Source organism: Methylocystis sp. JAN1 (assembly GCF_052186135.1).
Classification (GTDB): Bacteria; Pseudomonadota; Alphaproteobacteria; order Rhizobiales; family Beijerinckiaceae; genus Methylocystis.
The window spans coordinates 1,406,210-1,428,113 of sequence record NZ_CP181499.1; the positions used below are offsets into that span (position 1 = coordinate 1,406,210).

Annotated in this window: 22 protein-coding genes; 13 read left to right on the forward strand and 9 right to left on the reverse strand. The window is 65.6% G+C overall.

What is annotated here, in order from left to right; all coding sequences use genetic code 11:
- Positions 1 to 3 precede the first annotated feature (3 nt).
- A complete protein-coding gene (gene lptA, locus ACNHKD_RS06595; protein WP_442756278.1) occupies positions 4 to 546 on the forward strand; it encodes a lipopolysaccharide transport periplasmic protein LptA in 543 nt (180 codons plus the stop codon).
- Positions 547 to 582: 36 nt separating this feature from the next.
- Here the strand turns inward: lptA and ACNHKD_RS06600 are convergent, their stop codons facing one another.
- On the reverse strand, positions 583 to 1,080 hold the full coding sequence (locus tag ACNHKD_RS06600) for a transglycosylase SLT domain-containing protein (protein WP_442756279.1): 498 nt from the start codon (positions 1,078 to 1,080) through the stop codon (positions 583 to 585).
- 294 nt (positions 1,081 to 1,374) lie between these two features.
- Here ACNHKD_RS06600 and ACNHKD_RS06605 point away from each other — a divergent pair, with 294 nt between their 5' ends.
- Positions 1,375 to 1,680, forward strand: a complete 306-nt coding sequence (locus tag ACNHKD_RS06605; RefSeq protein ID WP_442756280.1) for a DUF3175 domain-containing protein — start codon at positions 1,375 to 1,377, stop codon at positions 1,678 to 1,680.
- Positions 1,681 to 1,779: 99 nt separating this feature from the next.
- Positions 1,780 to 2,355 (forward strand): hypothetical protein, encoded by a 576-nt coding sequence (locus ACNHKD_RS06610; protein WP_442756281.1) that lies wholly within the window; start codon positions 1,780 to 1,782, stop codon positions 2,353 to 2,355.
- A 36-nt stretch (positions 2,356 to 2,391) separates the two neighbouring features.
- Here the strand turns inward: ACNHKD_RS06610 and ettA are convergent, their stop codons facing one another.
- The 3 genes from ettA to ACNHKD_RS06625 all read right to left on the reverse strand — a co-directional run bounded on the left by ettA (position 2,392) and on the right by ACNHKD_RS06625 (position 5,710).
- Complete coding sequence (ettA, locus tag ACNHKD_RS06615) at positions 2,392 to 4,044, reverse strand: energy-dependent translational throttle protein EttA (protein WP_442756282.1); 1,653 nt, start codon at positions 4,042 to 4,044, stop codon at positions 2,392 to 2,394.
- Positions 4,045 to 4,287: 243 nt separating this feature from the next.
- Complete coding sequence (locus tag ACNHKD_RS06620) at positions 4,288 to 4,977, reverse strand: hypothetical protein (protein WP_442756283.1); 690 nt, start codon at positions 4,975 to 4,977, stop codon at positions 4,288 to 4,290.
- A gap of 241 nt (positions 4,978 to 5,218) precedes the next feature.
- A complete protein-coding gene (locus ACNHKD_RS06625) occupies positions 5,219 to 5,710 on the reverse strand; it encodes a YcgN family cysteine cluster protein (RefSeq protein WP_442756284.1) in 492 nt (163 codons plus the stop codon).
- Positions 5,711 to 5,850: 140 nt separating this feature from the next.
- On the opposite strand from ACNHKD_RS06625, the gene ACNHKD_RS06630 reads away from it, so the two are divergent.
- The 4 genes from ACNHKD_RS06630 to ACNHKD_RS06645 all read left to right on the forward strand — a co-directional run bounded on the left by ACNHKD_RS06630 (position 5,851) and on the right by ACNHKD_RS06645 (position 9,893).
- Entirely contained in the window at positions 5,851 to 8,073 is a 2,223-nt protein-coding gene (locus tag ACNHKD_RS06630) for a transglycosylase domain-containing protein (protein WP_442756285.1), read from the forward strand.
- 12 nt (positions 8,074 to 8,085) lie between these two features.
- Complete coding sequence (locus ACNHKD_RS06635) at positions 8,086 to 8,673, forward strand: DUF1214 domain-containing protein (RefSeq protein WP_442756286.1); 588 nt, start codon at positions 8,086 to 8,088, stop codon at positions 8,671 to 8,673.
- Positions 8,664 to 9,257 carry a DUF1254 domain-containing protein gene (locus ACNHKD_RS06640; RefSeq protein ID WP_442756287.1) on the forward strand — a complete coding sequence of 198 codons (594 nt, stop codon included), beginning with the start codon at positions 8,664 to 8,666 and terminating at the stop codon, positions 9,255 to 9,257. The genes ACNHKD_RS06635 and ACNHKD_RS06640 overlap by 10 nt, the downstream gene beginning before the upstream one ends.
- A gap of 87 nt (positions 9,258 to 9,344) precedes the next feature.
- The gene (locus tag ACNHKD_RS06645) at positions 9,345 to 9,893 is read left to right on the forward strand and encodes a DUF4142 domain-containing protein (protein WP_442756288.1); all 549 of its coding nucleotides are present in this window, start codon (positions 9,345 to 9,347) and stop codon (positions 9,891 to 9,893) included.
- Positions 9,894 to 9,970: 77 nt separating this feature from the next.
- Here ACNHKD_RS06645 and ACNHKD_RS06650 read toward each other — a convergent pair whose 3' ends face one another.
- From ACNHKD_RS06650 to ACNHKD_RS06670, 5 genes are all read right to left on the reverse strand, one after another.
- Positions 9,971 to 10,372 (reverse strand): DUF1178 family protein, encoded by a 402-nt coding sequence (locus tag ACNHKD_RS06650; protein ID WP_442756289.1) that lies wholly within the window; start codon positions 10,370 to 10,372, stop codon positions 9,971 to 9,973.
- 106 nt (positions 10,373 to 10,478) lie between these two features.
- Positions 10,479 to 10,733, reverse strand: coding sequence for a glutaredoxin 3 (grxC, locus tag ACNHKD_RS06655; RefSeq protein WP_442756290.1), 255 nt, complete (start codon positions 10,731 to 10,733; stop codon positions 10,479 to 10,481).
- A gap of 51 nt (positions 10,734 to 10,784) precedes the next feature.
- Positions 10,785 to 11,555, reverse strand: coding sequence for a ComF family protein (locus tag ACNHKD_RS06660; RefSeq protein ID WP_442756856.1), 771 nt, complete (start codon positions 11,553 to 11,555; stop codon positions 10,785 to 10,787).
- 186 nt (positions 11,556 to 11,741) lie between these two features.
- Complete coding sequence (locus tag ACNHKD_RS06665; protein WP_442756291.1) at positions 11,742 to 12,920, reverse strand: CobW family GTP-binding protein; 1,179 nt, start codon at positions 12,918 to 12,920, stop codon at positions 11,742 to 11,744.
- Positions 12,917 to 14,440, reverse strand: coding sequence for a D-alanyl-D-alanine carboxypeptidase family protein (locus ACNHKD_RS06670; RefSeq protein ID WP_442756292.1), 1,524 nt, complete (start codon positions 14,438 to 14,440; stop codon positions 12,917 to 12,919). Before ACNHKD_RS06670 ends, ACNHKD_RS06665 begins: the two co-directional genes overlap by 4 nt.
- A gap of 386 nt (positions 14,441 to 14,826) precedes the next feature.
- Between ACNHKD_RS06670 and ACNHKD_RS06675 the strand changes: the two genes are divergently transcribed.
- From ACNHKD_RS06675 to ACNHKD_RS06700, 6 genes are all read left to right on the forward strand, one after another.
- Positions 14,827 to 15,726 (forward strand): LysR family transcriptional regulator, encoded by a 900-nt coding sequence (locus ACNHKD_RS06675; RefSeq protein WP_442756293.1) that lies wholly within the window; start codon positions 14,827 to 14,829, stop codon positions 15,724 to 15,726.
- Positions 15,727 to 15,854: 128 nt separating this feature from the next.
- Positions 15,855 to 16,331, forward strand: coding sequence for a formate dehydrogenase subunit gamma (locus ACNHKD_RS06680; RefSeq protein WP_442756294.1), 477 nt, complete (start codon positions 15,855 to 15,857; stop codon positions 16,329 to 16,331).
- Positions 16,328 to 17,878, forward strand: coding sequence for a formate dehydrogenase beta subunit (locus ACNHKD_RS06685; protein ID WP_442756295.1), 1,551 nt, complete (start codon positions 16,328 to 16,330; stop codon positions 17,876 to 17,878). Before ACNHKD_RS06680 ends, ACNHKD_RS06685 begins: the two co-directional genes overlap by 4 nt.
- 10 nt (positions 17,879 to 17,888) lie before the next feature.
- On the forward strand, positions 17,889 to 20,768 hold the full coding sequence (gene fdhF / locus ACNHKD_RS06690; protein WP_442756296.1) for a formate dehydrogenase subunit alpha: 2,880 nt from the start codon (positions 17,889 to 17,891) through the stop codon (positions 20,766 to 20,768).
- Complete coding sequence (gene fdhD / locus ACNHKD_RS06695; protein ID WP_442756297.1) at positions 20,765 to 21,592, forward strand: formate dehydrogenase accessory sulfurtransferase FdhD; 828 nt, start codon at positions 20,765 to 20,767, stop codon at positions 21,590 to 21,592. The genes fdhF and fdhD overlap by 4 nt, the downstream gene beginning before the upstream one ends.
- Complete coding sequence (locus ACNHKD_RS06700; RefSeq protein WP_442756298.1) at positions 21,582 to 21,818, forward strand: formate dehydrogenase subunit delta; 237 nt, start codon at positions 21,582 to 21,584, stop codon at positions 21,816 to 21,818. Before fdhD ends, ACNHKD_RS06700 begins: the two co-directional genes overlap by 11 nt.
- Positions 21,819 to 21,904: the final 86 nt, after the last annotated feature.

Here is a 21,904-nt window from a genome sequence, read left to right on the forward strand (position 1 = left end):
CAGATGACACGCCAGAAGACTTACGCTCTCGTCGCCGTTCTCCTTTTCGCCGGCGCCGCGCCGGCTCTCGCCAAGGGACGCTCGGGCGGCGTTCTGCCCGGCGCCACCGCGAAGGACCCGCTCAATATCGACGCGGGCAAGCTCGATTATTTCGACCAGGAGCAGAAGCTCGTCTATTCGGGCAGCGTCATCGTGACCAATGGGCCGTCGACCCTGAAGGCCTCGCGGATCACGATCTTCCTCGAAGGCAAGGGCGCCGCCGCGGCCGGCGCCACGAGCAACGACCGCGTGAAACATATCGAGGCCGACGGGCCCGTGACGCTCGTCTCCAAGGATCAGATCGGCACGGGCGATCGCGGCGTTTACGACAAGGCGGAAAACAAGGTCTATCTGACGGGCAACGTCACGCTGACCCAGGGCGAGAATATCGTGAAAGGCGATCGGCTCGTCTATGACGTCACGAGCGGCGTCGCAAGCATCCAGGGCGGCGCCGCGCAGGGCGGCCGCGTGCGCTCGACCTTCATGCCGGGCTCGGCGAAGCAGTAAGCCGAGACGCGCGCGCGGCCTTGCCGGCTGCGAGGATTATTCCGGGCTCAGCGCTTCCCTGTGGAGCAGGCCGAGCATGCCGCGGCGCTTCGCCTCATAATAATAGCCGCCGGCATAGAGCTGGATCGCGCGCGACTCGTCGCCGCCCGAAAGTTTATAGGCGTTGGCGAGATAGGGCACCGCATAGGTGAGATTGGTGTCGGCGTCGAGGAGGCCATGCGCCGGCCCCCTGTAACCCATTCCCCTGGCCGTATCGTGCCGGATTTGCATCAGGCCCCAATAGGGGCCGTGGCGGGCGGCCGGATTGTAATTGCTCTCGCGCCGCACCGAGCGATGGATAAGCGACTCGGGAATGTCGTAAAGGCGCGCGAAATGGGCGATGCGCGCGTGGAGCGCGTCTTTTCCGTGAAGCGTTTCCTCCGGACGCGGCTCATTGAGGTAGGACTCGGGCGCGGAAGCGACGGGGGACCCCGTCTGGGTGCAGCCGGCCAGGGCGAGCGCCGCCAAGGTCATGGCGCAAGCGGTTGATTTCATTCCCTTAAGCTTTCCTCTCAAACCGCCCCGACAAATCACTTCTCATAAGTCGCCACGGCGAGATGGCGAAATCGTGGCGGCGCAGGAACCGGGCGTGCGCTTGCGCTGTGCGCCAGCGCACTGACCGGAGGTTAAGAAAGCGTCACTCTCTTTGTGTTCGATGCAACTGTTTCAGGGGCAAATCTAAGGGGCGATTTCAGTGCAGTTTTCAGCAGGGACGGCCCGGTCGCTCAAAGCGGCCGGGCCTTTTCATTTCGCGGCCGGAAACTAGCTTTTTCGCCGGAGGCGCTCGCAATGACGGCGCGTAAGCCGCAATGGTCGCAGGAGGTGACGCGCCACAGCAACGCGCTCGACCTCGAACCCGGCGTGTTCACATGGGACGATCCGGCGAGAATCGCCGCGTCCCTCAAGCGCTCGGCCGAGGCGAGCGAGCGGCGAAAGACGACGCCCTACCGGTCGGCGATGTCCATGCTGACTTTCTACGTCAACCGCGCCGGGCGGGATTTGCCGCAGGCGCGCCGCGACGTGCTGGAGGCGGCGAAGGAGGAGTTGCGCAAGGCGTTCGGGCGGGGCGATAAAAGGCAAAGCTCAAGGTATTGACGGCTGACGGCGGCGCGCATTATTTTTCGTTTGCGGTCGAACCGGCTACCGCCGACAGATCTCCGGCCCGTCACCATCCGAGACGCCGTCCAGCCAATTATGCCAGTATCCCACGAGCGCGCTACGCAGGCTTGTTTGAAAATATGCGGGTCGGCGACGATCGTCGCGCTGTCTTTCGCGGCGAGCGCCGCCAGCGCAACTGCTGGAGGCGCAAAATTTCATCAACTGCAATGCGCGACTGCTGCAGTAATTCATGCATTGCATGATGCGCCGATGCGCAAAGACGGCTTGAACCGTTTTGTCATTGTGTCGTTCGGGAGGGGGCAACGCTATGTGCAATGCCGTTTCATCGACGGAGACTCCGGCGCGCTTTGCGAAGCCTCAAGCGGCGCATACGGACCGACCGGCAAAGACGGCCTGGTTCTGAGCGCGCGTCAACGCCAGATATTATCGAAGCAGGGCTTCGCCTTAAAAGCGGGCAGCAAGAATTACGTACGCGAATTTTCGATGGCGAGTCGCGCCGACATCGAAGGTCTCGCCTTCTTCATGGCGCAAACGCTGTATCGCGTCTACCCTATTGAGCAGGGAGACAAATTCGTCATTGGATCGCCGCTCGACGATCACGCCGTCATTGCGCGAGGATGTCCCGAAGCGATGCGGTTCGTCACCGAATAAAGGAGGCGGGCGGCTCCCGGAGCCGCCCGTTTCGACTCACCGCGTAAACTTCTTATACTTCAACCGGTGCGGAATAACGCTGTCGACGCCCAGACGCCGCTTCTTGTCTTCCTCGTAATCAGCGAAGTTTCCTTCGAACCATTCGACATGCGAGTCGCCTTCATAGGCGAGCATATGCGTTGCGACGCGGTCCAGGAAGAAGCGGTCGTGCGAGATGATGACGGCGCAGCCGGCGAAGTCCGCGAGAGCCTCCTCCAGCGCGCGCAGCGTTTCGACGTCGAGATCGTTGGTCGGCTCGTCGAGCAGCAGCACGTTGGCGCCGCTCTTCAGCATCTTGGCGAGATGCACGCGGTTGCGCTCGCCGCCCGAAAGCTGGCCGACCTTCTTCTGCTGGTCCGCGCCCTTGAAGTTGAAGGCCGAGCAATAGGCGCGCGAATTGATCTCGCGTTTGCCGAGATAGATCACCTCATTGCCTTCGGAGATCTCTTCCCAAACGGTCTTGTTCGCGTTGAGCGCGTCGCGCGACTGGTCGACATAGCCGAGCTGCACGCTCTCGCCGATGACGATCGTCCCGTTATCGGGCTTTTCCTGTCCGGTGATCATGCGGAAGAGCGTCGTCTTGCCGGCGCCGTTGGGGCCGATCACGCCGACAATTCCGCCCGGCGGCAGCTTGAAGGAGAGATCGTCGATGAGAAGCTTGTCTCCGAAGGCCTTGGAGATGTTCTCGAAATCGATGACGTTCTGACCCAGCCGCTCGGCGACGGGTATGATGATCTGGGCGGTGGTCGGCGCCTTCTCGTTCTGCTTGGCGACGAGCTCCTCATAGCGCTGGATGCGGGCCTTGCTCTTGGCCTGACGCGCCTTGGGAGACGCCGCGATCCACTCGCTCTCGGCCTCCAGCGCGCGGCTCCGGGCCTTGTCTTCGCTGGCCTCCTGCGCGAGCCGCTTCTGTTTCTGCTTCAACCAGCTCGTGTAATTGCCCTCATAGGGAATGCCGCGGCCGCGATCGAGCTCGAGAATCCAGCCCGTCACATTGTCGAGGAAGTAGCGGTCGTGGGTGACGATGAGGATCGCGCCAGGATAATTGCGCAAATGGCCTTCGAGCCAGTTCACCGTCTCGGCGTCGAGATGGTTCGTCGGTTCGTCGAGCAGCAGCATTTCGGGCTGTTCGAGCAGAAGCTTGCATAGCGCCACGCGGCGGCGCTCGCCGCCCGAGAGCTTGGTCACGTCGGCGTCGTCGGGCGGGCAGCCCAGCGCGTCCATCGCCTGATCGACCTGGCTGTCGAGATCCCACAGGCCCTTGGCCTCGATCTCGTCCTGGAGCTTCGTCATCTCGTCGGCCGTCTCGTCGGAATAGTTCATGGCGAGATCATTGTAGCGGTCGAGAATGGCCTTCTTTTCGGCGACTCCGAGCATGACGTTTTCGCGCACGTTCAGCGTGGGATCGAGTTGCGGCTCCTGCGGCAGATAGCCCACGCGCGCGCCTTCGGCGACGAAGCCCTCGCCGGTGAAATCCTTGTCGATGCCGGCCATGATGCGCAGCAGCGTCGACTTGCCGGCGCCGTTGACGCCAAGGACGCCGATCTTGGCGTCCGGGTAGAAGGAGAGGTGGATGTTGTCCAGGACCTTCTTTCCGCCCGGATAGGTCTTGGTGAGGCCCTGCATATGATAGATGAACTGGCGCGCCATATCGCCTCGCAACGAGAGGAATTTGGCGGCAGTGTTTAGAGCATTTTGACCGCCCGTGGGAAGCGGATTGTCGCCTGTCGGGCGGAAAGGCGCCCGCCCGGCCGACGGGCCGTGGTAGAGCGCGCTCGCGAAAAGCGGGAACCGGCCTTTCGCCTGAAGCGCGCTCTAATTCTTTAGAATCCGACCGCCTCGCCAGCGTTCAGGCGATTCGCCCAAACGCTGCGCGATCCGGAGGTCATAGCGTTACGTCGTCCGCATGAAGCCGATGACGGTCGCGCTCAGCGCGCTGCCGGTGAGCACGAGCGTCGCTCCAAGCGCCAGCAAGGCTGTGAGATTGAGGGTCATGTCATAGGCGTTTCCGGCCAGGGCGATAATGCCGAGAACGATCGCCGCCAATCCGGCGAGCGCCTGAAGGCCCGCGGAGCCCGAAGCCATTTCGCTTGCGAGAATCTCGCCGCCGATGAACTGCGACTGGCCAGCCGACAGCGCGCTCATGCGGGTGGCGCGCCGCAGGAGGAAGAGATGCCAGACTGCGTTGCTGCTCAGGAGCAGGGCGGTGCCAAAGGCGATCACGGCCACGGGCGTCAGGGTGCCCGAATTGATCCCGAGCAGCGCAAGAATTCCAAGCACGATCCCGGCCGCGCCGACCAGAAAGACGACCGCGAGGCTGTTGCCGCCGAAGTTCTCGGCGGAGCCGGTCGTCCCGACGCCGGCGGGGAAGGCGATCTGCGCATATTCCGACACCATGGCTCCGCCTTGAATTAGAAGGGCGACGCCGAAGACGATCGTCGCGATCGCCGTCATGTAAGCGGGAGCCACTCCCACCAGTCCGCATATCGCCAGAACGATCGTGGCGACGCCGCCGATCGCGTCTATCAAGCCGCCATAGGCGACTGCGTTTTCGCTGGTCGCGATATCTCGAGTGATTGACATGGTAGAAGACTCCGGCCGCTGGCCCCCGGGGTCGGTAGCTAGCGTTTGGCGGAGTTGCGACAAGCATGGCGTTCGGGCCCCGGAAGCCGGCGAGACTCGAGCCGGGCGCGTCCGTCGACTTTTGCCCGCTCGGCCGGCCGCCCGCGAAAGCGTAGCCGTGAGGATGGCGCGCCCGTCCCCGTCTGAGGAAGCCGCCGTCGGCGAGCCGCTCGCGGCGACGTCCCGGCGCCCGACGCGGCTCTCAGTAGCGCGCCTTTTTCGGCCATCGCTTGGGCCAGACGCGGATGTAGTCGGGCGTATCGTCCTCGTCGATCTCCGCCTCGCTGACCTCGACCTTGCCGCGCACCGAGACGCCGGCGCGATGCACGCTTTCGGGGTCGCCGGAGATCAGCGGGTGCCAGGGAGGCAGGGGCTTTCCCTCATTGCGCAGCACATAGGCGCAGGTCGGCGGCAGCCAGTCGATCTCCTGGAGTTTTTTGAGCGTCAGCCTCACGCAGTCGGGCACGTGGTCGCGGCGGTTCCTGTAGTCGCCGCAAAGGCAGGTTTCGTGGTCGAGCATCTTGCAGGAGACGCTTGTGTGATACACGCGGCCGGTATCCTCGTCCTCGAGCTTGACCAGACAGCAGCGGCCGCAACCGTCGCAGAGCTTCTCCCATTGCGCGCGGGTGAGTTCCGCCAGCGGCTTTTCCCAGAAGGGAACGCCTGCGCCTTTTTCGCCTTTTTCGCTCGTCATATCTCTTCCGTAGGGCTCGTCCGCCGCCCGACGGAAACCATAACCGCAATGAGGGGCGCGGCGGGCGTCGTCAAGATGGTTTAAAAAGTGCTAACGTCGCGCGCCGGGATTGCCTTGGCCGGCCGGGGAGTTTGCGAGCCTTGTTCGAGCGATTCTGGTCCTCGCCTTTCGTCAAGCGCGTCAAGCGCATTCTGCTGTCGACCGACGCGCTCATCGATTCGAGCGTGTTCGACAGCCAGCGGCGCTCGCGCGAGCTTTACGAGGATTTCTCCACCTATATGGAGCGCTTCCATGTCTCGGGGCTGGCCCGGGTCGGGGTGGAAATCGCCTGCGAGGGCCTCACGCTCGGTCTCGGCGGGCTGATTGTCCTGCTCGCGCTGGCGGGCTCCGCCTTCCAGATGACCAGCGAAGGCGACTGGCTGAAGCAGACCGATCTCGCCGTCACCTTTCTCGACCGTTACGGCAACGAGGTCGGCCAGCGCGGCATCAAGCATGACGACGCCGTGCCGCTTGAGGAATATCCCGACTATCTCATCAAAGCCGTGCTCGCGACGGAGGACCGTCGCTTTTATGAGCATTTCGGCATCGACGTGATCGGAACCATGCGCGCGCTTACCGTCAACGCGCGCTCTTCGGGCGTCGTGCAGGGCGGCTCGTCGATCACGCAGCAGCTCGCCAAGAATCTCTTTCTCTCCAATGAGCGCACGATCACGCGCAAGATCAACGAAGCCTTTCTCGCGCTGTGGCTGGAGCATCACCTCACCAAGCGCGAAATCCTGAAGCTCTATCTCGATCGCGTCTATATGGGCGGCGGCGCCTTCGGCATCCAGGCGGCGGCGGAGTTCTATTTCGGCAAATCGGTGAAGGACGTTACGCTTGCGGAAGCCGCCATGCTCGCGGGCCTCTTCAAGGCGCCGACGAAATACGCCCCGCACAACAATCTTCCCGCCGCCCGCGCCCGCGCCAATGACGTGCTCAACAATCTCGTCGATGCGGGGTTCATGAGCGAGAGCCAGATCATCGCCGCGCAGCGCAGTCCGGCGACGCCGGTGGACCGCCAGCGGCAGGAGAGCCCGGACTGGTATCTCGATTACGCCTATGGCGAGATCCGCAGGCTCGCTTCAGGAGGCAAGCTCGCCGACAATCGCGTGCTGACCGTGCGCACGGCGCTCGATTCGAACGTGCAGAAGCGCGCCGAGGAAGTGATCGAGAAGAACCTGCGCGAGCAGGGCCGGTCCTTCCATGTCAAGCAATCGGCGATGGTGGTGATGGAGCCCGACGGCGCTCTGCGCGCCATCGTTGGCGGGCGCGACTATGGCGCGAGCCAGTTCAACCGCGCGACCGACGGCTCGCGCCAGCCGGGCTCGTCCTTCAAGCCCTATGTGTATCTGACGGCGCTGATGACCGGCAAATTCAAGCCGACGACAATCGTCACGGACCGCCCGACCTGCATCGGCAATTACTGCGTCCATAATTACAGCGGCGGCTATGCGGGCTCCATGCCGCTCGCCATGGCGCTGGCGAGGTCGCTCAATACGGTCGCGATCCAATTGTCGCAGGCCATCGGCAATGGCGACTCGCGCGTGGGCCGCGCCAAGATCATCGAAACCTGCCGCAAGCTCGGAATCACCACGCCGCTCGAGGATACGCCGTCCCTTCCGGTCGGGCAGAGCGACGTGATCCTGCTCGAGCATTCCGCCGCCTATGCGGCCTTCGTGAACGGCGGCAAACGCACAATTCCCTACGCGGCCGTGGAGATCCGCAACCGGCAGGGCGATCTGCTCTATCGCCACGATCGCGACGCGCCGCCGCAGCAGCAGGCGCTGCCTTACGAGAAGATCGTCGATCTCGCGGGCATGATGAAGAAGGTCGTGGAGGAAGGCACGGGCAAGCGCGCGCAGCTCGGGCCGGGCATCGACGTCATCGGCAAGACGGGCACGACCAACGGCTACAAGGACGCCTGGTTCTGCGGCTATTCCGGCACGATGGGCGGCTGCGTCTGGTACGGGAACGACGACAACGAACCGATGAACAATATGACCGGCGGCACGCTTCCGGCAGGAACCTGGCACGACGTCATGGCCTATGCGCATCAGGGCGTGCCGCTGAAGCCGATCGTCGGCCTCAAGCCGGAAGCGAAGCCCGACGTCGCCGCCGCGGGCGCGAATGGCGTGCAGCCGCTCGAGCTCGGCGCGCCGCAGCGTCCGGCGACGCTTTCCAAGGGCGCGGTCCAGGCGCTGGAGTCGATCGAGAGGAAGGCGAAGACGGTCGGAGGCGGCAGGCAGGGCGCCATCGCGGCGCCCGCGACGATCGCGCAGCGGCCCGACCGCGACGCTTTCCCCAATATCGGCGCGGTCGAGTAGGGGGAGCGCAGCGTGAACCGCCCTTACGCCAAATATCTGCGCGCGGGTTCGGCCATGTTTGGCGGGCTTGCGCTCGGCCTGCTCGCGACCTCGCTTTCGCTCAACTCCGGCTATGGGTTCAATCCGCTGCGCGCCGGCCCCTGGACGGCGTGGCCCTCCGTTGGCGGCGCGGAAATCGATCCTTACGCTCGCGCCGTCATCGCGCGTTCCGGCGAGGCGCCGCTCGGGCGCGATCAGGGGCTCGTTTTCTTCGCAAGCAACGATTCCGAGGGCGCGCCGCTCGACGGCGCCTGCGAATATCGCATTATCGATTCGCTTCCGACCGCCCGTTTCTGGACCCTGTCGCTCGCGACGCCTGCGGGCGCGCTCATCGACAATCCGACCGGCCGCTACGGCTTCTCCTCGGTGGATGTCCTGCGCCGGGAGGGCGGTTCTTTTGAAATCATCGTCGCTCGCAACGCCCGCGCCGGCAATTGGCTGTCGGCGGGCGAGGCGCGCCGTTTCGTCGTCATGCTGCGTCTCTACGACACGCCGCTCGACACGGACGCCCATCCCGATCCGCAGAGCTTTCCAAAAATCGTGAAACTCCAGTGCGCCTGACGCTTCCCGACCGCTATTTCGATTACCTCCCCTGGGCGGCGGCGACGCTGCTCGTCGCGGGGGTCGTGCATATCGTGTCGGTGCTGCTGATGCCGACCGTCGCGCCGCGCGACGCCTATGCCCGCCTTCTCGCGACCGTGGGCGCGGCCCCGGTCAACAGGCTCGTCGCGCTGCCGCCCATGGCGCCCGGCGCCGAGGCGCTGCCTTTCGAGGACCCCGCCTTCGCCGAGGCCGTCTGCGTCTATGATCTCTCGCAGGGGATGCTGCGCGTCACGACCAACGCCGACGGCGAGGATTACATCGCGCTCTCCTTCCATGCGCGCGCCGGCCGCGTGTTCCACGCCATCACCGACCGCGCCGCCATCAAGGGCAAGATCGACGTGGTGATCGGCGACGCTCGCCAGATGGACGCGCTTCAAAGCGCGAGCGAAGAGGCGCCGCCGCAGGAGGTGCGCATCACCGCGCCGACGAAGCGCGGCTTCGTTTTGGTGCGCGCGCTCGCCAAGCGCCCGTCCGACCAGGCCCGCGCAAGAGAGGCGCTCGCCGCTGTGACATGCGAGCGCTTCGATCCGCCGAAGGATTAGCAATCGTCCGATCGCTCCTCGTCCGCGCGGAACGAAGTTGCAGCGGGCAGGTTGCAGCGTCGGGGCCGGGCGGAAGGAGAGAAGCTCATGAGACTGGCCATCGCCGCAAGCATTCTGCTCGCTGCCGCGCTCCCGGCGCTTGCGCAGCAGACGCAGGCGCGGGAAGCTGCGCAAGGGCGGATGCAGCGGCAAACGCAGCGCGTCACGACGCAGGACTTCCTGAATCAGGCGTCCGTGATCAATAACTTTGAAATCCAGGCCTCCCGCGCGGTCGAACCTCAGATAAAGGATAAGCCGGCGCGCGATCTCGCGCTGACTCTCGATCGCGATCATGCCCGCATGAGCGACGAATTGACCGCCATGGCAAGCCGGCTGAGCATGAAGGTCCCGACGCGCCTCGACGAGGCGCATCAGCGGAAATTGCAGCAGCTCGAATCGGCCACGGGCCAGGAACAGGAGCGTCTCTTCAGGACGCAGCAGATCGAGGGTCATGAAAAGGCGATCCGGCTCTTTCAGAGCTACGCCTCGGACGGCGACAACGCCGAGCTGAGAAACTGGGCGAAGAATTCCCTCGCCACCTTGCAGCAGCACCTCGACCGGGCGCAGGCGCTGCACGAGCCCTCGGGCACGATGTAGGGCCGCTCCAGGACCGAGACGAAGGGTTAAAGCGCGCTTTATGCGAAAAGCGCTTTCCGCTTTTCGCGAGCCGCGCTTCAGTTCCCGTCGTTGGGCAGGCCGGGGACCGGCAAAATCTCGATGCCGTCCTCGAGCAGCGCCTTGGCCTCTTCGAAGGTCGCGCGGCCGCGAATGGGGCGCCGCTCGGCGTCGCCCTCTTCAATGGCCCGCGCCTCCTCCGGAAAGCGTTCGCCGACGTCCTCCGCGCCGGCGACGACTTTTTCGCGCAGGTCGCGGATCATGCTGCGCAGGCGCTCGGCGTCGTCCGCGTGACCGGACCGCGCCACATGCGGCGCCATGACGCCGCGCGAGACGCCGGCCGACGCGCAGAAGGGACAGGCGATCTGGCGCTGCGCGCACTGGCTCTCGAAGGACGCGCTGTCCCGGAACCAGCCGTCGAAATGATGCCCGTCGTCGCAAACCAGCATGTAGTGGATCATGCTCAGCCCCCCCGAGCCCTTCCGATCGTTGCATCGGATCAGGCTCTACTCTTCAATCTTGTCGCGCTTTCTTGCGCCGAACAGGCCCGGTCTGGCGCAAAGCGTTCTAAGCGAGCAGCGGGTCGAGGCCGCCCTCGCCGTCCAGCGCATAGAGATCGTCGCAACCGCCAATGTGACGCCCGTCGATGAAGATCTGCGGCACGGTCGCGCGGCCGCCGGCGCGCGCGGTCATGGCGGCGCGCCCCTCGGGATCGCCCGCGACGCTGATCTCCTCGAAGGACGCGCCCTTTTGCGTCAGGAGCTTCTTGGCTGCAATGCAATAGGGGCATGTCGGCGTGGTGTAGATTTCGATTCGCGCCATTCGGTCGCCACCTGAATCGATGGTTTGGTTGCGGCGCTTATACGCTGTCCGTCACGCGCTTGTCACGGCCCGCGCGAAGACGAGGAGATCGACCTGCGCCGCTCCCGCCCTCAGCAGAGCGCGCGCGGCGGCGTTGGCCGTGGCGCCGGTGGTGAGCACGTCGTCGACCAGCGCCACGTTGCGGCCGTCCAGCAGCGCGGCGCATTCGGGGTCGACGCGGAAGGCGCCCGAGAGATTGACCGCGCGCTGGGCGCGGGAAAGCCCCACCTGCGGCGCCGTCGCCTTCACGCGCAGCAGCGCCTGCGTCTCGACCGGCGAGCCGCATTCGCGCGAGACGACGCGCGCGAGCTCCGCCGACTGGTTGAAGCGCCGCGCCGCGAGCCGAAGGCGGTGGAGCGGGATGGGAACGAGCAGATCGGCGTCCGCCAGAATGTCCGCCCCGGCGCGCGCCATCCAGCGGCCCATCGGGCCGGCGAGCTCCAGCCGGTCGTGATATTTGAGCCGATGCGCGAGCGAGCGCGCCTTGTCGCTGTCATAGCGCGCGACCGCCCTTGCGCGGCGGAAGACGGGCGGGTTGGCGGCGGCCTCCGGCGAGATGAGGCCGGGCTGGTCGAGATCCTGCGCGAAGGGCGTGCCGAGCCTTTCGCAAAAGGGGCGCTCGATGAAGGCGATCTCCCGCCAGCATTCCGCGCACAGCGCGCCATGCTCGGCCACCGCCTTTCGGCAGACGAGGCAGGACGGGGGATAGACGAGGTCGAGCAGATAGGCGCCGGCGCGGCGGGCGGCGTTCGAGAAGCGGGGCAGGGGCCAGGCGAGCTGCATCGTGGCAGTATGGCGCAAATCGGCGGCGCCGTCTTTCATTCGGCGGGTCGCCCTCATCCGACCCTCGCTGAGGCGAGCGCCACCTTCTCCCATGAATGGGAGAAGGGAGGGCCGTTAGCCTGTGGATCACGAACGTCGCTTGCGGGAGAAGGCGGCCCCTGCGCCAGCAGGGGTCGGATGAGGGCGCTACCCCAGCAATCCTCCGCCGCCCGGCGCGAGCGGATTGTTCGTCAGCGCCTCCGCGTCCGGCGTGTCGACGGCGGGCATGTGGATGAGCGCCGCGTAGAGGCCCTCGACGAATTTCCGGTCGAGATCCTTCACGATGAAGACGATGCGCGTGCGGCGGTCGTCGTCGGGCCAGGCCTCGAGCCGGTGCGGCGGGTGAAAGACATGCTGCACGCCGTGGATCACGACGGGCCGCTCGGGATCGTCGGACAGCGCGACGACGCCCTTCACGCGCAAGAGCCGGGGGCCGTGCGTGTGGCGCAGCAGGTCGATGAAAATGTCGAAGGAGGGCGGCGTGAAGGGCGTGTCGTCCGTCAGGCAGAAGGCCTGGATGTGGGCGTCGTGCCGGTTGACGTCGCGATGATGGTGGTCGTGACCATGATCATGATGGTCGTTGTCGTGATGGTGGTCGTGCGCGTGGCCGCGCGGATTGGCCTCCTCGACCGCTTCGGCGTTGAGCCATTCGCGCACGCGCGCCGTCTTGGCCGTCGGGTCGTAGAGGCCGCAATCGAGCAGCGCCGCGGGCGTCGCCTCGCTTGCCTCCAGGATGCGCGCGCCGGGATTGAGCGCCGCGAGCCGCTTCTTCAGGCTCTCGGTTTTCGCCGCGCCCTCGGGCAGATCGGTCTTCGTGATCACGAGCCGGTCGGCGACGGCCGCCTGTTTCACCGCCTCCTCATGGGCGTCGAGCGTCGCCTCGCCATTGACGGCGTCGATCGCCGTCGCCACCCCGTCGAGCCGGAAACGCATGACGAGATAGGGATGGTTCATGATGGAGTGGAGGATCGGCGCGGGGTCCGCGAGACCCGTCGTCTCCAGCACGATGCGGCGGAAGGGCTTGATGCGGCCGTTGTCGAGGCGGCGCAGCAGGTCTTCGAGCGCGCTGACCAGCTCGCCGCGAATCGTGCAGCAGACGCAGCCCGAGCTCATCATGACCATGTCGCCCTCGACCTTCTCGATGAAGAGATGGTCGAGGCCGATTTCGCCGAATTCGTTGATGAGGACGAGCGTGTCGGAAAGCTCGGGGCTCGCGAGCAGCCTGTTGAGCAGCGTCGTCTTGCCGGCGCCGAGGAAGCCGGTCAGCACTGTTAGCGGAATGGGCGGCGGCGGGCGGCGGGCCGCCGTCGAAGGGCCGTCGCTCACTGGGGCCTGGCCTGCTGCGGCTTGCTGGCGGCCTGGGTTTTGGCGGGCGCCTTCGGCTTTTGGGCGGCGGCCTTGTCGGGAGCCGGCCTGGCGGCGGCTTTCGTGGCGGCGGCGTCCGTCGCCGGTTTGGCCGCGACTTTGGCGGCGCCCTTGGCCCCCGCCTTTGCGGGCGCCGGCGTGTTGGCCTTCGCCTTGGCGGGCTTCGCTTCGCCCCGGGCGGCGCGGTCCTGAATGATGTCGTCGACCGGCGCGGGCGTCGCGAGGGCGGCGGAGGCGCCGCCGCGTCTGGCGCGCTTGCCCTTGCGCATGCTCGCCGCGTCCGGGGCCGCCTTGCTGATCGGCGAGGCCTCTCCGCCCACGGGCTCCTGATTGGCGTAGGCCGCGAGGTCCGTCTGCTCGCCGATCGGCGCGCCCGGCGCGCGGGCGCGGGCGACAGGGCCGACATAACCCGGCGCGCGGCCGGCATAGACCTGCACGGGCTGGAATTGCGGGCGCGGCAGGCGGGCGAGGTCTTTCACGCTGATGGCCTGCCGGCCGGCCCCGGCGGCGTCGAGCAGCGGTATGCCCGTGGGCGCGGAGCCGATCGGAATGGAGATATCCTCGACCTCGTTCATGAATTCCGCCGTCGCCGCGCCGCGATTGCGGCAGACGCTGTCGCGCATGTCCGGGGCGGCGGTCGGGCCGGCGCTCGGCAGCGAGGCGAGCGAGCCTTGCGCGCCGCCGGTCTGGAAGGCCCGGTCGAGCAGCGCCGCCGCCTTGGCCGTGCGCGCCGCGGCCGAGGGCGCCCCGAGCACCACCGCGATGAGCCGCTGGCCGCCATGCGTGGCGGAGGCGACGAGATTGAAGCCGGCGGGGCAGGTGAAGCCCGTCTTCATGCCGTCGGCGCCAGGATAGCGGCCAAGAAGGCCGTTATGGGTCGGATGGATTTTGCCGCCGATCTGCATGGCGCCGATGTTCCAGAGATTGGAATATTCGGGAAACTGCAGATAGAGGGCGCGGCCGAGGATGGCGAGGTCGCGCGCCGATGTCACCTGGCGGGAATCGGGCAGGCCGTTGGGATTGACCCAGACCGATTGCGCCATGCCGAGCTTCTGCGAGGCGTTGTTCATCTCGTCGGCGAACGCCTCGACGGAGCCGGACACGCCCTCGGCTATGGTGACGGCGATGTCGTTCGCCGATTTCACCATCAGCATGATGAGCGCGTTTTGCAGCGTCACCTCCTGACCGACGCGGAAGCCCATTTTCGAGGGGGCCATGCGGGTTGCGCGCGGCGACACCATGAGCGGCGTGTCCATCGTGAGGCGGCCGGCCTTCACGGCTTCGAGCGCGACATAGGCGGTCATCAGCTTGGTGAGCGAGGCGGGGTACCAGGACGCCGTCGCCTGATCCTGCGCCAGCACCGAGCCGGAAGCCACGTCGATGACGAGGGAGGGCGTCGCTTGCGCGACCGGGGCGCCGAGAGCGGAGGCGAGGCATGACGCGAATGCGCCGAGACGTACAAGTCGCTTCATCGTCGTCATTGGCAATTGTCTCTCAAGGTCGGCGAATGGCGGTCGCAATGCTTACCATCCCGAAACCGTTCAAATATGGGCAAATTGTGACTTGCGCCAGACTCGGCTTGAACGTGGCGGCGCCCGCCGTCCGGCCCGGATCGCCGCCGGCCTGACCGGGATCGCGGCTGTCATGCTTGATTCCCTGATGACTCTCAACCGCTTTCATCCGACGGTCGCGGTCGAGGGGGCGCGTTCGACCCGGCCGGGCCGTTTGAGAATGTTTTTTAAGTTTGCGGCGCCACAGGCCCAGATGCTATGCCTTTTCAAGGCCGCGCGCGCTCGCTCCCGTCTTCCCGCGAGCGAGAAGGGCCGCCCGCTTCGCGCGCCGAGGGGCGGGGCTTCGGAAGCCGAGCGTGATCGACAAACTCGAATTTCTCATCACCGTCGCGAGCGAAAAAAGCTTCTCGCGCGCCGCGGAACTGTGCGGGGTGACGCAGCCCACCCTTTCCGCCGGAATCAAGCAGCTCGAGGATTCGCTCGGCGTGCTGCTCGTCAACCGCTCCTCCCGCTTCCACGGCCTCACGGCCGAAGGCGAACGCGTGCTGGAATGGGCCAAGCGCATCGTCGGCGACGCCCGCGCCATGCGGCAGGAAGTGCGCACGCTGCGCGAGGGGCTCTCCGGCCAGCTCAAGATCGCCGTCATCCCGACGGCCGAGGGAATCGTCTCGGCCGTCACGACGCCCTATCGCGAGAAACACCCGCATGTCCGCTTCAAGGTGGTCTCCGCCTCCTCGACCGAGGTGCTGGCCATGCTCGACAATCTCGAAATCGACGCCGGGATCACCTATCTCGACAACGAGCCTCTGGGCCGCGTCAGAACCGTGCCGCTTTGTTCGGAACGCTACCGTTTGTTGACGACCGAGGGGAATCCGCTGGGCGACCGGGACCGCGTCACCTGGGCGGAGGTCGGCCGCATCGACCTTTGCCTGCTGACTCCGGACATGCAGAACCGGCGCATCGTCGAGCGGCTGATTGGCGCAGGCGGCGCGGAGCCCGCGCCCATTCTGGAGTCGAACTCGGTCATTCTTCTTTACGACCATGTGAAATCCGGCCGGTGGGCGACGATCCTGCCGGAAAAGCTCGCAAAAACACTGGGAACCGAGTCGCCGCTGCGCTCGATCCCCATCGTCGAGCCCGAGGCGGGCTATGAGATCGGACTCGTCGCGCCGCTGCGCGATCCGGTGATTCCGCTCGTTGGCGCGCTCGTTGCAGAGGCAAAGTCGCTCGCCGAAAGCGGCGTTTTGGGCGATTGATAGGCAAGCCCTATGGCGCAACGGCCGGGACGGTATTGATCGGGGCCGGGATTTCCGGCACTCTCTTCGGAATAAAACTAATGAAGGTCGCCTTGTCTTGAGCTCGGCGCCCGAACGCGAGGGATGAAATGGCTGGCGCTGCTCCATATAGCGACGAGCGGGCGCGGGAGATTATTGCGGCCCATCTGGGTCTCGAAGGTCCTGCACTCCCCATATTGCATGCGCTTCAGGCGGAGTTCGGATGCGTTCCGGAATCGGCTGTGAAGGAAATGGCGAGCGCGCTGAACGTCAGCCGCGCCGAGATGCACGGCGTCGTCACTTTCTACCACGATTTCCACAGCGCCCCGCACGGACGTCACAAGCTCAAGATCTGCCGCGCCGAATCGTGCCAGTCGATGGGCGCCGAGAGGCAGGCCAACGAATTCCTGGCCCGCCACAAACTGGAATGGGGTCAGACCACTCCCGACGGCTCCCTGACGGTCGAGCCGGTTTACTGCCTCGGACTCTGCGCGCACAGCCCGTCCGCCCTGTATGACGGGGAGCCGATTGGAATGGTCGACGCCGCGACGCTCGACGAAATCGTCGAGGAGGCGAAGGGCAAATGACCAAGATCTACATCCCCCTGGACATGGCCGCCGTGGCGATGGGCGCCGACCGCCTCGCGGCCGCCGTCGCCACGGAGGCCGCCGCGCGCGGCCAGCAGGTCGAGATCGTCAGAAACGGCTCGCGTGGAATGCTCTGGCTCGAGCCCCTGATCGAGGTGGAGACTCCCGCGGGCCGTGTCGGTTATGGGCCCGCCAAGGCGAAGGACGTCGCGTCGCTCTTCGACGCCGGCTTCCTGACGGGCGCCGCGCATCCGCTGAATATCGGCGTCGTGGACGAGCATCCCTGGATGAAGCGCCAGAACCGCGTCACTTTCGTGCGCTGCGGCGTTATCGATCCGCTTTCGGTCGGCGAATATGAGGCCCATAACGGCTTCAAGGGTCTCAAGCGCGCCTTCGAGGTCGGCTCCGCCGCGGTCGTCGAGGAAGTGACCAAGTCGGGCCTTCGCGGCCGCGGCGGCGCGGGCTTCCCGACCGGCATCAAATGGAAGACGGTCGCGGATTGCGCGCCCGGCCAGAAATATGTCGTCGTCAACGCCGATGAGGGCGATTCCGGCACTTTCGCCGACCGCATGATCATGGAGGGCGATCCCCTCTCGCTCATCGAGGGCATGATCATCTGCGGCTACGCGGTCGGCGCCTCCAAGGGCTATGTCTATCTGCGTTCCGAATATCCGGTCGTCGCCAGGGTCTTTCAGGCGGCGATCGAAAAGGCGCGCGAAGCGGGCTGGCTCGGGAAGAACATCAAGGACTCGGGCTTCGATTTTGACGTCGAGCTGCGCGTCGGCGCCGGGGCCTATGTCTGCGGCGAGGAGACCTCGCTGCTCGAATCGCTTGAGGGCAAGCGCGGCATCGTGCGCGCCAAGCCGCCGCTGCCGGCGCATGTCGGTCTGTTCGGCAAGCCCACGGTGATCAACAACGTCCTCTCCATGGCGACCATTCCGATGATCATGGAGAAGGGCGCGAAGCATTACGCCGATCTCGGCGTCGGCCGTTCGCGCGGCACCATGCCGCTGCAGATCGCCGGCAATGTCAAATATGGCGGGCTGTTCGAGACCGACTTCGGCATTCCGCTCGGGACGATCGTCAACGACATTGCGGGCGGAACCCGCTCCGGCCGTCCGGTCAAGGCGGTCCAGGTCGGCGGTCCGCTCGGCGCCTATGTGCCGGTTTCGCTTTTCGACCTTCCCTTCGATTACGAGGCCTTCGCCGCCAAGGACAGCCTCATCGGCCATGGCGGGCTGGTGATTTTCGACGACACGACCGACATGCTCTGGATGGCGCGTTTCGGCATGGAATTCTGCGCGATCGAAAGTTGCGGCAAGTGCACGCCCTGCCGCATCGGCTCGACCCGCGGCGTCGAGACGATCGACAAGATCGCGAACGGACAGGACGTCGAGAAGAATATCGAGCTTCTGAAAGACCTCTGCCACACCATGAAGTTTGGCTCATTGTGTGCATTGGGGGGCTTTGCGCCCTATCCTGTCGAGAGCGCGCTCCGACATTTCCCAGAAGACTTCCGCAAGCCGGCCCTTGAAGCCGCTGAGTGAGGTAGCCGCCATGACGCTTATCAAAGAGACCGATTACGGGACGCCAGCGTCCAAATCCGAGAACATGGTCACCCTGACCATCGACGGCGTTAGCGTCACGGTTCCGGAAGGCACCTCCGTCATGCGCGCGGCGATGGAGATCGGGACCGAGATCCCCAAGCTCTGCGCCACGGACAGCATCAAGGCCTTCGGCTCCTGCCGCCTCTGCGTGATCGAGGTCGAGGGCCGCTACGGCACGCCGGCTTCCTGCACCACGCCGGTCATGCCCGGCATGTCGGTCAAGACCCAGACGCCGCGTCTCGCGGCCATCCGCCGCGGCGTGATGGAGCTCTACATTTCCGACCACCCGCTGGACTGCCTCACCTGCGCCGCCAATGGCGACTGCGAGTTGCAGGACATGGCCGGCGCCGTGGGCCTGCGCGACGTGCGTTACGGGTATGACGGCTCCAACCACGTTTTCGCCCGGAACAATGGCGAGGCCAATTTCAACTGGAAGCCGAAAGACGAGTCGAACCCCTATTTCACCTACGACCCGTCCAAATGCATCGTCTGTAACCGCTGCGTGCGCGCCTGCGAGGAAGTGCAGGGGACTTTCGCGCTGACGATTTCCGGCCGCGGCTTCGATTCGCGCGTCTCGCCCGGCATGGACGAGGCTTTCATGGAGTCGGAATGCGTCTCCTGCGGCGCCTGCGTTCAGGCCTGCCCGACAGCGACGCTGACCGAGAAGTCGGTCATCGCCATCGGCCAGCCGGAGCATTCCGAGATCACCACCTGCGCCTATTGCGGCGTCGGCTGCACGTTCAAGGCGGAGATGCGCGGCGAGGAAGTCGTGCGCATGGTGCCCTGGAAGGACGGCAAGGCCAATCACGGCCATAGCTGCATCAAGGGCCGCTTCGCCTATGGCTACGCGCATCACGGCGATCGCATCACCACGCCGATGATCCGCGAAAAGATCACCGAGCCGTGGCGCGAAGTTTCGTGGGACGAGGCGATCGCCTTCGCGGCCGACCGCCTGAAGGCGACGCAGGAGAAATACGGCAAGAACTCCGTGGGCGTGATCACCTCGTCGCGCTGCACGAACGAGGAAAGCTACCTCGTTCAGAAGCTCGCGCGCCAGGGCTTCCGCAACAACAACACCGACACCTGCGCCCGCGTCTGCCATTCGCCGACCGGCTATGGTCTCGCCCAGGCCTTCGGCACCTCCGCCGGCACGCAGGATTTCGATTCGGTCGACGACGCCGACGTCATTCTCGTCATCGGCGCCAATCCGACGGACGCGCATCCGGTCTTCGGCTCGCGCATGAAGGCGCGGCTGCGCGACGGCGCCAGGCTGATCGTCATCGATCCGCGCCGCATCGACCTCGTGCGTTCGCCCCATATCCAGGCGGACTACCACCTGCCGCTGAAGCCCGGCACCAATGTCGCGATGGTGACCGCCCTCGCGCATGTCATCGTGACGGAAGGCCTCGCCGATCTGGATTTCGTCAAGGCGCGCTGCGATTGGGACGAATATCAGGATTGGGCCGCCTTCGTTTCGCTTCCCAAGAACAGCCCCGAGGCGCTCGAAGCCACGCTCGGCGTTCCGGCCGCCGACGTGCGCGCCGCCGCGCGCCTTTACGCCACCGGCGGCAATGCGGCCATCTATTACGGCCTCGGCGTCACCGAGCATTCGCAAGGCTCCACGACGGTCATGGGCATCGCCAACCTCGCCATGGCGACGGGCAATCTCGGCCGCCGCGGCGTCGGCGTGAACCCGCTGCGCGGCCAGAACAATGTGCAGGGCTCCTGCGACATGGGCTCGTTCCCGCACGAGCTCCCGGGCTACCGCCACATCTCAAACAATGAAGTCCGCAAGGCCTTCGAGGCGGATTGGGGCGTCGAGCTCGATCCGGAGCCGGGCCTCCGCATCCCGAACATGTTCGACGCGGCGATCGAGGGCCGGTTCAAGGGCCTCTATGTGCAGGGCGAGGACATTCTTCAGTCCGATCCGGACACGAGCCATGTCTCGCGCGCGCTGGCCAATATGGACATCGTCATCGTCCAGGATCTCTTCCTGGTCGAGACCGCGAACTACGCCCATGTCTTCCTGCCGGGCGCGACGTTCCTCGAGAAGGACGGCACCTTCACTAACGCCGAGCGCCGCATTCAGCGGGTCACCAGGGTGATGTCGCCGAAGAACGGCTATGCGGACTGGGAAGTCACGCAGCTCCTCGCCAACAAGCTGGGCTTGAACTGGAACTATACGCACGCCAGCGAGATCATGGACGAGATCGCGCGTCTGACGCCGTCCTTCGCGGGCGTCTCGTTCAAGCATCTCGCCGAGGTCGGCTCGGTGCAGTGGCCCTGCAACGACGACGCGCCGGACGGCATGCCGATCATGCATATTGACGGCTTCGCGCGCGGCAAGGGCAAATTCGTCGTCACCGAATATGTGCCCACGGACGAGAAGGTCGGTCCGCGCTTCCCGCTTCTGCTGACGACGGGCCGCATCCTGTCGCAGTACAATGTCGGCGCGCAGACCCGCCGCACCGAGAACAGCCAATGGCATCCCGAGGACGTTCTCGAGATCCATCCGCACGACGCGGAAGATCGCGGCGTGCGCGACGGCGACTGGGTGAAGGTCGCGAGCCGCGCCGGCGAGACCACGCTGCGCGCGCTCGTCACCGACCGGGTGGCGCCGGGCGTGGTCTATACGACCTTTCACCATCCGACGACGCAAGCCAATGTCGTCACGACCGACAATTCGGACTGGGCGACCAATTGCCCCGAATATAAGGTCACGGCGGTGCAGGTCTCGACCAGCAACGGCCCGACCGAGTGGCAGCAGCAATATCGCGAGCTGACGGAGCAGAGCCGCCGCATCGCGAGCACGATCGACGCGGCGGAATGACGGAAATTCCATCGTCGACTCTGAGAGTGGATTGCCGGGCGCGCCGTCACGATGTGACGGCGCGTTCTTCTCGCGTGATCCCCGAAGAGACGCCGATCGCGTTCACCTATGGCGGCTCCACCCATGCGGTGATGATGGCGACGCCCGCCGATCTCGAAGATTTCGCGGTTGGTTTCGCCATCACGGAGGGGCTGATCGATTCGCCGCAGGACGCCGGCCAGGTGGAAATCGTGTCCTCGGACGCCGGCATAGAATTGCGGACCTGGCTCGGCGGCGATCGCCAGGAAGCCTATGCGGCGCGCAAGCGCTCCATGGCGGGCCCCACCGGATGCGGCCTTTGCGGCATTGAGAGCCTGGAGGCCGCGACCCGCGAATTGCCGGCGCTCGACAACGCTCTGACCGTGAACGCCGAAGGCCTGATCGAGGCGATGGACCGCATGCCGGGCCTCCAGAAGATCAATCAGGAGACGCGGGCCGTTCACGCCGCCGCCTTTTGGAATCCCATCTCCGGCGCCCTCGTCGTTCGAGAGGATGTGGGCCGCCACAACGCGCTCGATAAGCTCGCCGGAGTTCTAGCGCGCGAGGGGATCGCCGCGTCGCAGGGCGCGGTGCTGATGACGAGCCGCGTCTCCCTGGAGCTCGTGCAAAAGGCCGCCCGAATCGGCGCGCCGATTATTGCGGCGGTGTCCGCCCCGACCGCCTTGGCGGTTCGCAACGCCGAAAAATGCGGTATGACGCTCGTGGCCGTGATGCGGGGCCGCGATTACGAAATCTTCACCCATCCAGGACGCATCCTCGAACAGGTCTCCGCACATGTCGCATGATTCAGTTGAAAAGCTCGTGAAAATGGCCAATCAGATCGGCGCGTTCTTCGCGCCGCAGAAGACCGGCGCCGCGTCCGGCATGGCCGAGCATCTGCGCAAGTTCTGGACCCCGCATATGCGTCAGGAGATTTCCAATCATGTGAAACATGGCGGCGCGGGCCTCGATCCGATCGCGATCGAAGCTATCAAGACTCTCGACGCTGAAACGACCAAGGGCGCCGCGTAAGACGCCTGCCGGCCATGGAGAGGCGGCGCCGGCCTGAGCCGGGCCGCTCTTTTCTTATGCGCCGCCGCAAGTCAGACGGACGCCAT